Here is a 12,851-nt window from a genome sequence, read left to right as displayed (position 1 = left end):
GACAAGCTCACCACCTACTTCAACCGGTTGTCCGTCGGCGGGCAGGTCAGGATGGAGCTGCAAGAGACGTTCTGGAGCAAATGCTACGGCAGCCTGACGGACAAGTTCGGGACGGAGTGGCAATTCAACCTGGACAGCGGCGAGACCTGGTAATTGTCCCTCGACGTTGTTGTGTATAGAAAACGGGGCTTTCCTCACGGAAAGCCCCGTTTTCTTATGGAGGCGGTCTTTCGGCCTCGCACCTGCTTATCGCGGTTGAGCGATAATCGCTTTATGAACCTTCACTTACCCGTGACGCAATATGTTGAATCCGTTCTCTAAAAGGAATTTAACATTGACAATATAGGGTAGGGGGGTATACTATATTCACTGAGGATGGGTAATATCTGGATTCCGTTTGCTTCGTTCCTTGACGGCCGTCAACGAATGCGATCTGGAGCCAGGCGAACCAAACGTCTCAATTATTCTTTAGGAGGTCGTTGTAATGCAGACACGAGATCAAATACAAGCTCAAGCCGATCCTAGACGATGGAGCGCACTTGCTTTACTATGCGTTGCCAATTTTATGGTCATTATGGATACGTCTATTATTGGCGTCGCTCTGCCCGCAATCAAGGACGCGCTTGGATACTCGCAAGACAGCCTGCAATGGGTGTTCAATGCGTATGTTATTTTCTTCGGGGGACTGCTGCTTCTGGGCGGCCGGCTGTCCGATCTGTTCGGCCAGAGGACCATATTCCTCTGGGGATTCGCTATCCTCACCGCCTCGTCACTGCTCGCCGGGTTGGCGTGGAACGATGCGGTCCTTAACACCGGCCGAGCGTTGCAAGGTTTCGGTTCAGCCCTTATCGCTCCAGCTGCGCTTACACTAGTAATGATGCTGTTCGGACGTAATCCGCAAGAGCTGGGCCGAGCGCTCGGTTATTGGGGTGCATCCGCTGCGGCGGGCGGATCCGCCGGTGTATTCCTTGGAGGGGTCATCACTGAATGGCTTAGCTGGCAATGGACGTTCCTGATCAATGTGCCCGTAGGCTTGCTCGTCTTATTAGTCGCCCCTCGATTGCTGACGGAAGGGATGCGCAGAAGGGGCAGTCTCGACATCGTGGGAGCAACGCTGGCTACGGCGGCTTTGGTCCTGATCGTATACGGCATTGTAACTGCGGATCACAACGGGTGGGGTGCCCCGACCACAGTGTGGACGCTTGCCGCTGGTGGTGGACTTTTAATCCTGTTCCTGATCTCCCAAGCAGTGAAGCGGGAACCGCTCGTCCCTCTGGGCATCTTCCGTGCGCCGAATCTGGCGGTAGGCAACCTGTCGTTAATGCTGTTGGCCGGCGCCTGGATTCCGCTCTGGTACTTCCTCAATCTCTATTTGCAGCAAGTGTTGAACTATTCCGCCTTCGGCGGCGGGGTCGCCTTGCTTCCCATGACGCTGCTGATCGCGGTGTTCATGATTTTCATTATGGGCAAGTGGATCGGCAAGCTCGGAGTCAAACCGAATCTCGTACTGGGCTTGCTCGTGCTCAGCGGTTCGTTGTTTCTGTTCTACGGATACACACCTGTTCAAGGCAATTTCTTGTTGAATGTACTGCCTGCCTCGCTATTAGGCGCTCTAGGCATGTCTCTTGCCTATATCCCCGCTACGATGACAGCCATGTCGGGAGCGAAGCCTGAGGAGGCGGGGCTAGCTTCCGGTCTGGCCAGCACGAGCTATCAGATCGGCTCGGCGATCAGTCTGGCCGTCATGGTGGCGATCGCTGCGTCTGCCACGTCATCCTACGGAGCAGGCGAGGCGTCAATCGCGCTGAATCACGGGTTTCAGTTAGCGTTCTTCTGGTCGGGTATCGTAGCTCTCGCAGGAGCATTGATTGCGCTTGTGTTTATTCGCACGCCAAATATACGGTAGTGGGGTATTGTAAAGTATCGATTAGGAGAACAGGAGGAGACTCAAAATGGGTGAATCGTTTAAGCTAGCCGTGGTGCCGCCGATTCAAGTCGGGGGAAGACTGTTCACACCGGAGCAGCTCATGCGGATCGCAGCCGTAGCAGGGACGGGAGCTCGGATCGAGATGACGACGTTCAACCAGCTGTATGTAGAAGTACCGCCGGAGCGTCATGAAACGATCCAATACGAGCTGGAGCAAGCAGGCCTCAGTGTGTATCAGGCCGGAATCGGAACCAAAAGTCTGATCGCCTGTCCGTTCTGCCGAGGAGCGGAAGAAGCAGGACTTGAGACGGCTCGCGCCCTTAACGAAGCCATCGCCGGACTTGAATCGCCGACCCCGCTCAAGATCGGATATGCGGGTTGTGCCCTTGGCACAAGCGAACCGCTGTTGAAGGACATCGGTGTTGTCAAAATGCGAGACGTCTATGACCTGTATGTAGGGGGAGAGCCGAAAGGACTAAAAGCAACGCTTGCCGTTCTGTTCGCCTCGGGGATACCGGAGGACCGGCTGATTCCGACCGTTTTGGCCATCATCCGCTTTTATCAAACGAACGCGAAGGGAAAAGAGAAGTTCAGCAGGTTCGTACATCGAGTGACACTCGAGCAGCTGCAAGCGGCGGCAGGGTTGACGTGAAGCATGCCGACTCGGTAAGATCATCCTGAGATACTTCGGAATGGGGATGTCGAGCGCATGGATTCGTTGTTTGATTTGGCCAATACCGCCGAGTGGCTTAGAAATTTCGGTATGTGGGCCGTGCTGGTCAGCTTGCTGCTCAACATCCTCATCAGCGTATTAGGGGTCGTACCGTCCGTATTCCTGTCGGGCGCCAATGCCGTCGTATTCGGCTTGGTTCCCGGCTTCTTCGTGTCGCTGGCCGGCGAAATCTTGGGAGCGGGTGTATCGTTTATCCTGTACCGATTCGGCCTCCGCAAAGCGTTAAGCTCCGAGACGTCATGGAAGTGGCTGCAGCGACTCAATGAGGAGAACCGGGCCAAGCAGCTCGTCATTATTTTGCTGGCCCGGCTGACGCCCCTGATGCCATCCGGTCTCGTTACGGTCGTAGCGGCGTTATCCACGATGAGGTTTGTGGATTTTATGCTCGCATCCCTCGTAGGCAAAGCTCCTTCTATCGCGCTGGAAACATTGATCGGCCACGATCTGATCGAGCTGAAGTCGAACTATCCCCGACTCCTCGTCTCCTTTGCATTCGTGATCGTCGTCCTTCTCCTCCTGAGATCCAAGAAAACAAAAGCAAGCCGCCGGCAGCCGGAATGAAACCCATTTATGCGCTGCATATTGACATCTGCTGCGAGGTAGACTAAGATTGTTCTTGCGCTTAGTGAATTAGTAAATTAGTAAATTACTAAAAAATATACGAGGAGAGAACATACGATGAAAATTCCGACAACGCTAAAACATAAACCGGTAATCGTTTCAGAGAACTACGAGAATGTCGATGGCCGCTATGCGAACCGCACGGATGCGAAGGGTCTGTCCCTAGGCCTGGCCCAATGGAATGACCGGGGCAAGGTGGAGATCTCCGCCAAAGTGTGGAGATATACCGGGGAGAAGTGGTCGCGTCAATCCGAAGAGCTGCCGCTGCATCGGGTGCTAGATTTGTCCATCCTGCTATGCCGCAGCATGGAGTACTTTCGTGAAGCGTACCGGTACGAACAGCTCTATAATCCGGAGAATCCAGTCATTGACCGGGTAGGGCTCCAAGGGGACGCGATGACGGTGTCCGTCTGTACGGATAATGAACACATCCGCGAAGATATTAAGCTGTTCAGCCAAGCGCTCAGCGACGATGGCGAACTGATCGGCGAACGGCTGCGGACATTGTCCGCGATTTTGAAGGAAATGGGTTACTGACGATGCTTGCGAACCGATATGTAAAAACGATCATGTTCTCCCGGGTACTGCTGCAGCTCGGCGTCTGGATCCGGAATTTCGCCGTGCTGCTGTATGTGACCGAGAAGACGAACAATAGTTCATTCTATGTGTCCCTCATCTCGGTTGTGGAGTACGCGCCGATCTTCCTGTTCGCGCTGATCGGGGGCACTCTCGCCGATCGCTGGCAGCCCAAGCGGACGATGGTAGGAAGCGATTTGCTAAGCGCCGTTTCCGTACTGATCGTCCTCCTCGTCCTGACAGGCGGGAACTGGTACGCCTTGCTGTTCGGGACCTTGGTCTCGGCGAGCTTGTCCCAATTCTCCCAGCCGTCGGCGATGAAGCTGTACAAGCAGCATGTCCCGGGTGAACAGCTCCCCGGCGTGATGGCCATGTCCCAGTCCTTACTCGCCATCTTCATGGTCTTCGGGCCGATGATCGGCACATTTATTTTTATCCAATACGGGATTCATGTCTCCTTGATTTTAACCTTCGCTTTCTTCCTAGGATCGGCAGGAGTACTGTCGCTGTTGCCCCGCGACGAATCGGAACCGGACTCCATGGGGAAGGGGAGTTTCATGAACGAGATGAAGGCCGGTATCCGCTACTTGGTCAACAACCGGTCGCTCCGAACGTTAAGCACATCGTTTGCCGCAGCCGGACTGGCCGCCGGCATTATTCAACCCCTCGCGATCTTCATCGTCATGGAGAAGCTGGGGCAAGACAAAGCGTTCCTGCAATGGGTGATGATGGCGAACGGTGCCGCGATGCTCATCGGGGGAGCCGCGATCATGGGGATCGCGAAGAAGATTCAACCCCAGCTGCTGCTCGCTATCGGCCTGCTCGTCAGTGCCGTCTGTACGGTTGCGGTCGGGATGTCAACCAACGTTGTGCTTTCCCTCTCGTTGCAAGTGATTAGCGGTTTGTTTTACCCTTGCGTCCAAGTCGGCATTCAGACGCTGATCATGCGCAATACGGAGCCGGCTTACATGGGGCGCGTCGGAGGAGCGATCACCCCAATATTTATGGGAATGATGGTGATCGGCATGTCTTTGGCTGGGTTTGCGAAAGACGCCTTTTCCCTCGAAGCGGTATATGCGTTTAGTGGCGGCATGCTGGTGGTAGGGGCGTTGCTGCTGATCCCGATTTTTCAAACCCATCCATCCCATACGGTGAGGAATGAAACCCGGTGAAAGAGCAAGTGATTGCCGATATTACAAAGTCCCCTAACCGAAAATCGCTCTTCCATTTCACAAGAGTTCGGAATTTGCCGGCCATTGCGCATTACGATGAATTATTATCGAGCTTCACCATCCATCCGGGCCACATAGGGGAGCGTAGATCCGAGCCTTTGGAGCTGAGGGTTGGAGAGTATGCCGTCACGATCAATCCACACTTGAGGATCGTGAATGGTATGCTCGAACCATCGATTACTCTGCAACAATTCCGGGCTGCACTGGACCGGCACGTATTCTTCTGGCCAACGTGGCAAGATTGCCAGAAAATGCTCGATACCTATTCGCGCAGGGAGCCGAAGGAACGATTCGCGATTCTGGAATTCGATGCGTTTGCCTTGCTCATGGCTCACTTTTCGGCGGCGAAGCTGTCCAAGTATGATTCGGGGAGCTCGCCCCGGTATCCCCAGCACTGTTCGTACAAGAAGAGTCCCGAGATGTGGCTGCCTCTCGAGGACTATAAGCGAGTCAAGAAGGCTACGGTACCCGTGCGAGCCTCGGAAGTCAAGGAGGTTCTTATCGAAGATCGAGTGAGCGGGCTCTCCAAGCATTTGAAGGCGATCCATGTGTATGCGGATGGAACGTTACGGAAGTACGCCAATTTCTCTCAAATCACATTATTAGTTCAGCCGACAGTACAATAGGTTAGGCATTTGTATGCGAAGGTTACAAACCTATGTATAATAGGGTTTATGAGCACATTCCATTTTACTGTACTACCACCGCCTAAGGCTTTGGAGCGCGATATCGAATGCATTCGGATTACGACGTATACCGGCAACGAGTCGCTTGACGTCAAGGTGTGCCCAAAAGGGTTTCCCGGGATCGTGTTTTCGCATGCGAACGACGGGACCGCGGCCATCGAGAGTATTGCCATCCGCTCGGCTATGGTCTCCGAGATTCCTATCTTGTTCCTGCACGGCCAAGGTTCTGAACCCAGCATAATGCGTTTTAAAGGCGAACCTTATGTGTCCATCCAAGTCGTGTTAAAGCCTCACGCCCTGTATTCTTTATTCGGGTGGGACGCCTCCTCGTTGAACCATGGCTTTCTAACCCCCGATCAATTCGATGCATCGGAGCTTGAAGACCGGCTTTTGTCGGCCCCGACGAATGAAGAGAGGGTAGCCTGCCTTTATGATTTTTTAACGGGGAAGATGAAACGAACGGAAAAGCGGGACGAACTGATCGAACTGTCCTTGGAGTACATTCGCAGCCACATTTCCTCGATAACGGTTAAAGATTTGGTCGCAGCTTTTCACCTCTCCGAGCGGCAGTTTCAGAAACGGTTCTCCCGCGTTGTAGGGATGCCGCCTCAACTGTATATTCGGATTGTGCGCATTAATGAGGCGCTGCAGCTCATGAAGTCGGGGCAGTACGATCGATTGTCGGATATCGCCTACGCTCTCAATTATTTCGACCAGTCGCACTTTATCCGCGATATCCGAACGTTCTCTTGGTTAAACCCCAAAACGATCACGATGAAGGTAAAGGAGTTCCATAGCGACGAGGCTGGGTCCTCCTACTTATAGGTTCGGAATCATGACTCTTTCCGTTTATGTCCAGGTTAGGACACAGCGGAAAGAGTTTTTTATTAATCAAGGTGGACGGGATTATACAATTGTAGCGGAGGACTTCCGAGTACAATCGAACTATCCCGAAACGTAGGAGTGAACGAAGATGAGAAAAATCAAAATGTTGAACCGAGTGTCGTTGGATGGGTATTTTGCAAGTCTGAATGAGGCCACATTCGGAATGGACTGGTTTGTGCACGATCCCGAGGTGGACCAAGCTGTGCATGCAAGCGGCGGTCGCATGGATACATTAATTTTGGGAGCCATCACATACTTGGGGTTCGAACGCAGCTGGGTGCCGTTGTTAAGCGATCCCAATGCCCCGGCTCCGCTCAGGGCGGTCGCGGAAGAGTTAACGCAAATGACGAAAATCGTCTTTTCGACTAAGCTGAAGGAATCGAGTTGGGCGAACACGAAATTGTACGATGGCCATCTTGTGGAAGTAGTCCGCCAATTAAAAGGGGAGACCGGATCCGATATTCTCGTCATGGGAAGCGGCACCATCGTACAGCAGCTGGCTAATGAAGGGTTGATAGACGAGTTTATTTTTATCGTTACGCCGGTCGTTGCAGGCCTAGGGAAACCGCTATTCCAAGATGTGAAACAGTTAGGCCTTAACTTGATCGAGACGAGAGCGTTTAAGTCCGGGAACGTCGTGCTGCATTACGAGCTGAGCCAATAAGGTCCATGATCGAATCCATGTCAACCTGGCATGGGTTTTCTTAATGAAATGCAATTTCAATGGACTTGGTACCAGCAGGCCCACTCCGAAATAAGTTGTTTTGAATGCATTCAAACGGAGGGGAGCACCATTGAATTACGTTAATAATGGCTGGTACAATCCTTATTATTACGGCCATACCAGGCATGAACCGCAGTCTTACAAATCGCTGCAGGACGCACTTAGTCTCATTAAGCAGGCTGTCTCAGGCGAGAGAGAGGACGAATTGTTTTACGATTATTTGCTTTCCGTGGCGCCGTCCGAAGAAGAGAAGGAGATTATTCAGAGCATCCGAGATGATGAACGAAAACACAATCAAATGTTTCACAGGATTTATCACGATTTAACCGGTCAAACCATAACGGCGCCTACCGTTGTAGAGTTCGAAAAACCAACCACATACATGGAGGGGATTAGGAGAGCTTTATTCGGAGAGCTCGGGGCAGTTGAGCGTTACCGGGACATACGTGCGGGTATGCCAAACCGCTTTTACAGAGATATGGTGTTTGAAATCATAACGGATGAACTGAAGCATGCAACCAAGTACAACTATATTTTGAATCTAGATTTAAGAAGAATGATGGAAAAGTAATCATATCGTATCGATCCAGTAAGCAGTCCTGTTGGCAGGGCTGCTTTTTTGCTTTTTTTATGGAATTGACGCGCACCGGGAGGCTCAGGACATGCTCATCCGGCGATGGTATGGTACACTTTAGACAACAATAACTCTGATAACCGATTGGAGGTTTATTCGCATAAAACGTATTCGAGAAAGAATCCTATGGATGGTGGAGACGTTGGAGGTTCACCCTTCCGACCGCTTGCTTGAAATTGGATGCGGACACGGAGTCGCCGTTTCTCTCATTTGCAGCAAGTTAACGGACGGGACGATTCTCGCCATTGATCAATCCGAAAAAATGATAAATACTGCGAAAACCCAAAATGCTCCATTGATCTCGGAAGGAAAAGCACGCTTTATCGCAGCGCCGCTTCATGAAGCGGACTTGGGACCCCATCGATTCAACAAAATATTTGCTCAAAACGTGAACTTGTTCTGGATGAATGCAGCACGCGAGTTGGCCATCCTCAAAGAGCGGTTGCTGCCGGGAGGCGCCGTTTATTTGTTCAACCAACCCCCTGCTCCAGGGAAGCTCGATCCTATTGCAGAAGGGACTAAACAAAATCTTCTTCATGCAGGGTTTTCCGTAAAATCCATCCTCATTGGCAATCAAATGCCTATCCCGGTCTTATGCATCATTGGAGAGCGAGAGGATTCATGATGAGTCATATTCAACTAAAAAGAATCTATGAAGGAGTAGAGCAGTCCGATGGAAAACGGATCCTTGTGGACCGAATTTGGCCCAGGGGTGTAACAAAGGAGGAGGCTCGATTAACAGTCTGGATGAAGGAAATTGCACCTAGCCATCCATTGCGCCAATTTTTCGGACATGTTCCGGAAAGATTTGAAGCTTTTAAAGCTCTGTATATCGCGGAGTTAGACGCGGATTCCGTTCAGCCCTTTTTGCTGAAACTCAGAAAGTGGGCAGAGCGGGATACAATCACGCTGTTATATGCGGCCAAAGATAAACAGTATAATCATGCCGTCATCCTAAAGGAGTACCTTGATCAACTAAACGCCAAAAATCCGCTTGGGGAGGTCTTGTGATGGACGCGGTACCGGTACCCGTTACAGAAGAAGCACGAAACATGGAGAAGTACATGGAGAGCCTCCCGACGCAGATTAGGGAAATGGTGGAGAAATTACGATCGGTCACCAAGGCCTGTATGCCAGGTGCATATGAATTTCTGTATCATGACGCAATCAATTACAAATTGCCTGAATCGCCGGGTACGTGGATCTGTTACGTCTCACCACAAAGGAACTACGTGAGGTTGGGGTTTTACTTCGGAAACCATTTAGATGACCCGATGAACCTGTTGGAAGGTACTGGAAAGCGGATGCGTCATGTGTAAGTTAGAACAGAAGGGGAATCCGGCAGTGATGACTTGGCCGTCCTCATTCGACAGGCCTGGACCAGGGAGGTGGTGTCCCATGACAACGAATAGCAATACCAATAGATTAGCCAAGGAAAAGTCGCCTTATTTGCTGCAGCATGCCTACAACCCGGTTGATTGGTTCCCTTGGGCGGATGAAGCGTTCGAAAAGGCGAGGGCTGAGAACAAGCTTATCTTTCTATCTATCGGCTACTCGACTTGCCATTGGTGCCATGTGATGGAACGCGAGTCGTTCGAGGATGAGGAAGTGGCGGAGCTGTTGAACCGCGACTACGTCTCGATCAAGGTGGACCGGGAGGAGCGGCCGGATGTGGATCACCTGTACATGCAGGTGTGCCAGGCGATGACCGGCCAGGGCGGCTGGCCGCTTACCGTGATCATGACGCCGGACAAGAAGCCTTTCTTCGCCGGTACATACTTCCCCAAGAACCGCAAATTCGGCCGTTACGGCATGACCGATCTGCTCCCTCAAATCGCCGGCAAGTGGCGGGAGGACCGGGAGCGGGTCGAGTCCATCGGCGAGGAGATGGCCGAGGAGACGCGCCGCCGCATGGAGACGAACGCCGAGGGCGAGCCGACCGACGCCTTGCTGCACCAGGCGTACGAGCATTTCGTGCAAATGTTCGACGAGAATTACGGCGGCTTCGGCAGCGCGCCGAAGTTCCCGACGGCGCATAACCTGTCGTTCCTGCTGCGCTTCTACAAAAAGACGGGTGAAGCCCAAGCGCTAGCGATGGTCGAGAAGACGCTCACCGCGATGTATCGCGGCGGCATGTACGACCACATCGGCTTCGGCTTCGCCCGCTATTCGACCGACCAGCGTTGGCTTGTGCCGCATTTCGAGAAGATGCTGTACGACAATGCCTTGCTCACAATCGCTTACGCTGAGGCGTATCAGGTTACGGGCAATTCCCTTTACTCGGACGTCTTGAACCAGCTCTTGACGTACATCCTTCGGGACATGACCGACCCCGAGGGAGGATTCTATTCGGCGGAGGATGCGGATTCGGAAGGGCACGAGGGCAAGTTTTATGTATGGAGCGAGGACGAGGTGCTCGAGGTTCTCGAGAGTCTCGGTCCGGACGCCGCAGATCGCTTCTGCGACTTGTACGACATCACGGTCGCGGGCAACTTCGAAGGGAAGAGCATTCCGAACCTGATCGAGATGACGCCGGAACGGCTCGCGAGGCTGAAGGGCGTCTCGGAGGAGGAGCTGCGAGCCGAGATCGAACGCGGCCGGCAAGCGCTATTCGCGCACCGCGAACGGCGCGTCCACCCGCACAAGGACGACAAAATTCTAACGTCCTGGAACGGGCTCATGATCGCCGCCCTGGCCAAGGCCGGGAAGGTTACGGGGAACCCGGAGTACGTGCGAGCGGCACGCCGTGCGGCCGATTTCATCCTGACGAAGCTGCGGCGTCCGGAAGACGGCCGATTGCTGGCCCGGTACCGGGACGGCGAGGCGGCTTATCTCGCCTATGTCGACGATTACGCCTTCTTCGTTTGGGGGCTCATTGAGTTGTATGAGTCGTCCTTCGACGCACAACTGCTGCTCGTTGCGAAGGAATTAACGCAAGACATGCTGCGGCTATTCTGGGACGAGGAGAAGGGCGGGCTGTTCTTCTACGGCTCCGACGGCGAGCAGCTGCTGACGCGGATGAAGGAAATCTACGACGGGGCGCTGCCGTCGGGCAACTCGGTCGCCGCGCTCAATCTGCAGCGGCTCGCTCGCTATACGTACGACGCAGAGCTCGCGCAGAAGGCCGAGGCGCAGCTGCGCGCCTTCACCGGCACGGTGACGCGCTACCCGGCCGGGCACGCGATGTTCCTCGCGGCCGTGGACTTCGCGCTCGGCTCGCCGGCCGAGATCGTCATCGCGGGCAAGGCCGGCGCGCCGGACACGGAGGCGATGCTGGCCGCGGTGCGGAGCCGCTACGTGCCCAATGCGCTCGTCATTCTAGCGCCGAGCGGCCCGGAGGGGGACGCCACGCGGGCGGCGATCCCGTTGGTGCAGGACAAGCTCCCGTTAGGCGGACGCGCCACCGCCTATGTGTGCGAGAACTTCGCCTGTCAGTCTCCGGTCGCGGATCTGGAGGAATTGGAGGAGCTGCTGCAGTAGGCGGTAGCCTGAGCTTAGAGTGGTCTATCAGCGACCGTGTATGCAAAAGCAGCCCGAATCTTGTGGGGGTCACAAGTTTCGGGCTGTTTTATGTGCGGATTTCGTTACAGCCAAATGGCTCCGACCGCCGCGCCGGCGAGTACAAGAATCCACGAGGGCACTTGCCAATACGCGATAGCGACGAATAAGAGCGACGCAATCGCGAAGTCCTTCGGAGCCTGCACGCTGGAGGTCCAGATCGGATCGTACAGCGCTGCGAGCAGCAGGCCGACCACCGCCGCATTCACAAGAGTAAGCGCGCCTTGCATGGAGCGGGTGGACTGCAGCCGCTTCCAGAACGGGAGGGTCCCGATAACGAGCAAATACGCCGGGAGAAATATCGCCACGGTAGCGATTAAGGCTCCAGATACACCGCCCGCGATCGCGCCAAGGTAGGCGGAGAAGGTGAACAGAGGGCCCGGCACCGCCTGAACCGCGCCGTAGCCGGCTAAGAATTGCTCGTGGTTCATCCATCCGCCACGGACGACCTCGTCCTCGAGGAGCGGCAGCACGACATGCCCTCCTCCGAAGACGAGTGAGCCGGCCCGGTAGAAGCTGTCGAAGAGGGCGATCCCTTCTGAAGGAAACGCCGATCGCAGCAGAGGGAGGCCGAGCAGCAGTACGAAGAACAAGCCGAGCGCTGCCAATGCCGTCGTTCGACTGTAGCTATAGGAGCCGAACGGCCCGGCCTTCAAGCCGGTGTCGGCCACGGGATTTCCCCCTGAGCCCACATGGGCGTCACTGCCGCCTGCCGGCATCAGCCGGGAATACCAGAGCCCGCCCAGCGCTGCAACGACGAGCAGCAGCACCTGCGTGTACGGCGTTGCCCAGAGGACGCTGACGGCGGCCGCGGCGACGGCGACCGTCGCGCGCAAGCGGCCGGCCGCCAGCTTGAGGCCCATCCCCAGCACGGCATGGGCCACGACCGCCACGGCGACGAGCTTCAGGCCGTGGATCCAGCCCGCGCCGCTCGTGCTTAAGGAGCCGCTCTGGAGTACGAGCGCGAACAGGGTGAGCGCGACCGCCGACGGCAGCGTGAAGCCGAGCCAGGCGACGGCGCCGCCCCACAACCCGGCCCGCATCGTGCCGATGCCGATCCCGACTTGACTGCTCGCCGGGCCCGGCAGCAGCTGGCACAGGGCGACGAGCTCCGCATAGTCTCGTTCATCCAGCCATCGGCGACGTCGCACATATACATCGCGGAAGTATCCGAGATGGGCGGCCGGTCCGCCGAAGGAAGTCAGGCCGAGCTTGAGAGACACCCAGAACAGCTCGGTTAATAAACCTAGACGGCTGCGATTCATGGCTTCGAAC

At 54.8% G+C, this 12,851-nt stretch carries 14 protein-coding genes and 1 pseudogene; 14 read left to right on the top strand and 1 reads right to left on the bottom strand.

Going from position 1 to position 12,851, the window contains the following annotated elements; all coding sequences use genetic code 11:
• The 14 genes and pseudogenes from ACI5FR_RS04180 to ACI5FR_RS04115 form a co-directional block, all read left to right on the top strand.
• A pseudogene (locus tag ACI5FR_RS04180) lies at positions 1 to 153 on the top strand (VOC family protein); the annotation flags it as partial.
• Between the two features lie 331 nt (positions 154 to 484).
• On the top strand, positions 485 to 1,906 hold the full coding sequence (locus ACI5FR_RS04175; protein ID WP_405450671.1) for an MFS transporter: 1,422 nt from the start codon (positions 485 to 487) through the stop codon (positions 1,904 to 1,906).
• 46 nt (positions 1,907 to 1,952) lie between these two features.
• Entirely contained in the window at positions 1,953 to 2,579 is a 627-nt protein-coding gene (locus ACI5FR_RS04170) for a nitrite reductase (RefSeq protein ID WP_405450668.1), read from the top strand.
• Between the two features lie 57 nt (positions 2,580 to 2,636).
• On the top strand, positions 2,637 to 3,221 hold the full coding sequence (locus tag ACI5FR_RS04165; RefSeq protein WP_405450665.1) for a TVP38/TMEM64 family protein: 585 nt from the start codon (positions 2,637 to 2,639) through the stop codon (positions 3,219 to 3,221).
• Positions 3,222 to 3,338: 117 nt separating this feature from the next.
• Entirely contained in the window at positions 3,339 to 3,818 is a 480-nt protein-coding gene (locus tag ACI5FR_RS04160; protein WP_405450661.1) for a DUF6530 family protein, read from the top strand.
• 2 nt (positions 3,819 to 3,820) lie between these two features.
• The gene (locus tag ACI5FR_RS04155) at positions 3,821 to 5,029 is read left to right on the top strand and encodes an MFS transporter (RefSeq protein ID WP_405450659.1); all 1,209 of its coding nucleotides are present in this window, start codon (positions 3,821 to 3,823) and stop codon (positions 5,027 to 5,029) included.
• Positions 5,026 to 5,715 (top strand): DUF7002 family protein, encoded by a 690-nt coding sequence (locus tag ACI5FR_RS04150; RefSeq protein ID WP_405450657.1) that lies wholly within the window; start codon positions 5,026 to 5,028, stop codon positions 5,713 to 5,715. The genes ACI5FR_RS04155 and ACI5FR_RS04150 overlap by 4 nt, the downstream gene beginning before the upstream one ends.
• 48 nt (positions 5,716 to 5,763) lie before the next feature.
• Complete coding sequence (locus ACI5FR_RS04145; RefSeq protein ID WP_405450654.1) at positions 5,764 to 6,600, top strand: helix-turn-helix domain-containing protein; 837 nt, start codon at positions 5,764 to 5,766, stop codon at positions 6,598 to 6,600.
• Between the two features lie 148 nt (positions 6,601 to 6,748).
• Entirely contained in the window at positions 6,749 to 7,324 is a 576-nt protein-coding gene (locus tag ACI5FR_RS04140) for a dihydrofolate reductase family protein (protein WP_405450651.1), read from the top strand.
• Between the two features lie 130 nt (positions 7,325 to 7,454).
• Complete coding sequence (locus tag ACI5FR_RS04135; RefSeq protein WP_405450648.1) at positions 7,455 to 7,955, top strand: ferritin-like domain-containing protein; 501 nt, start codon at positions 7,455 to 7,457, stop codon at positions 7,953 to 7,955.
• 193 nt (positions 7,956 to 8,148) lie between these two features.
• Positions 8,149 to 8,643 carry a class I SAM-dependent methyltransferase gene (locus ACI5FR_RS04130; RefSeq protein ID WP_405450647.1) on the top strand — a complete coding sequence of 165 codons (495 nt, stop codon included), beginning with the start codon at positions 8,149 to 8,151 and terminating at the stop codon, positions 8,641 to 8,643.
• Positions 8,643 to 9,029, top strand: a complete 387-nt coding sequence (locus ACI5FR_RS04125) for a DUF488 domain-containing protein (protein WP_405450644.1) — start codon at positions 8,643 to 8,645, stop codon at positions 9,027 to 9,029. Before ACI5FR_RS04130 ends, ACI5FR_RS04125 begins: the two co-directional genes overlap by 1 nt.
• Positions 9,029 to 9,337: a hypothetical protein gene (locus ACI5FR_RS04120; protein ID WP_405450643.1), complete on the top strand. Its 309-nt coding sequence runs from the start codon at positions 9,029 to 9,031 to the stop codon at positions 9,335 to 9,337. The genes ACI5FR_RS04125 and ACI5FR_RS04120 overlap by 1 nt, the downstream gene beginning before the upstream one ends.
• 79 nt (positions 9,338 to 9,416) lie before the next feature.
• Positions 9,417 to 11,498, top strand: coding sequence for a thioredoxin domain-containing protein (locus ACI5FR_RS04115; protein ID WP_405450641.1), 2,082 nt, complete (start codon positions 9,417 to 9,419; stop codon positions 11,496 to 11,498).
• A gap of 104 nt (positions 11,499 to 11,602) precedes the next feature.
• On the opposite strand, the gene chrA is transcribed toward ACI5FR_RS04115, so the two are convergent.
• Positions 11,603 to 12,841 (bottom strand): chromate efflux transporter, encoded by a 1,239-nt coding sequence (gene chrA / locus ACI5FR_RS04110; RefSeq protein ID WP_405450639.1) that lies wholly within the window; start codon positions 12,839 to 12,841, stop codon positions 11,603 to 11,605.
• Positions 12,842 to 12,851 lie beyond the last annotated feature (10 nt).

It is taken from the genome of Paenibacillus sp. HJGM_3 (assembly GCF_045062745.1).
In the GTDB taxonomy this organism is placed as follows: Bacteria; Bacillota; Bacilli; order Paenibacillales; family NBRC-103111; genus Paenibacillus_AA.
This window is presented reverse-complemented; position numbering and strand designations above follow the sequence as displayed.

Coding starts and splice junctions, on each gene's coding strand:
- ACI5FR_RS04170 (WP_405450668.1), top strand. CDS start 1,953: ATGGGTGAATCGTTTAAGCTAGCCGTGGTGCCGCCGATTCAAGTCGGG.
- ACI5FR_RS04145 (WP_405450654.1), top strand. CDS start 5,764: ATGAGCACATTCCATTTTACTGTACTACCACCGCCTAAGGCTTTGGAG.
- ACI5FR_RS04115 (WP_405450641.1), top strand. CDS start 9,417: ATGACAACGAATAGCAATACCAATAGATTAGCCAAGGAAAAGTCGCCT.
- ACI5FR_RS04175 (WP_405450671.1), top strand. CDS start 485: ATGCAGACACGAGATCAAATACAAGCTCAAGCCGATCCTAGACGATGG.
- ACI5FR_RS04165 (WP_405450665.1), top strand. CDS start 2,637: ATGGATTCGTTGTTTGATTTGGCCAATACCGCCGAGTGGCTTAGAAAT.
- ACI5FR_RS04155 (WP_405450659.1), top strand. CDS start 3,821: ATGCTTGCGAACCGATATGTAAAAACGATCATGTTCTCCCGGGTACTG.
- ACI5FR_RS04125 (WP_405450644.1), top strand. CDS start 8,643: ATGAGTCATATTCAACTAAAAAGAATCTATGAAGGAGTAGAGCAGTCC.
- ACI5FR_RS04120 (WP_405450643.1), top strand. CDS start 9,029: ATGGACGCGGTACCGGTACCCGTTACAGAAGAAGCACGAAACATGGAG.
- ACI5FR_RS04130 (WP_405450647.1), top strand. CDS start 8,149: ATGGTGGAGACGTTGGAGGTTCACCCTTCCGACCGCTTGCTTGAAATT.
- ACI5FR_RS04160 (WP_405450661.1), top strand. CDS start 3,339: ATGAAAATTCCGACAACGCTAAAACATAAACCGGTAATCGTTTCAGAG.
- ACI5FR_RS04140 (WP_405450651.1), top strand. CDS start 6,749: ATGAGAAAAATCAAAATGTTGAACCGAGTGTCGTTGGATGGGTATTTT.
- chrA (WP_405450639.1), bottom strand. CDS start 12,841: ATGAATCGCAGCCGTCTAGGTTTATTAACCGAGCTGTTCTGGGTGTCT.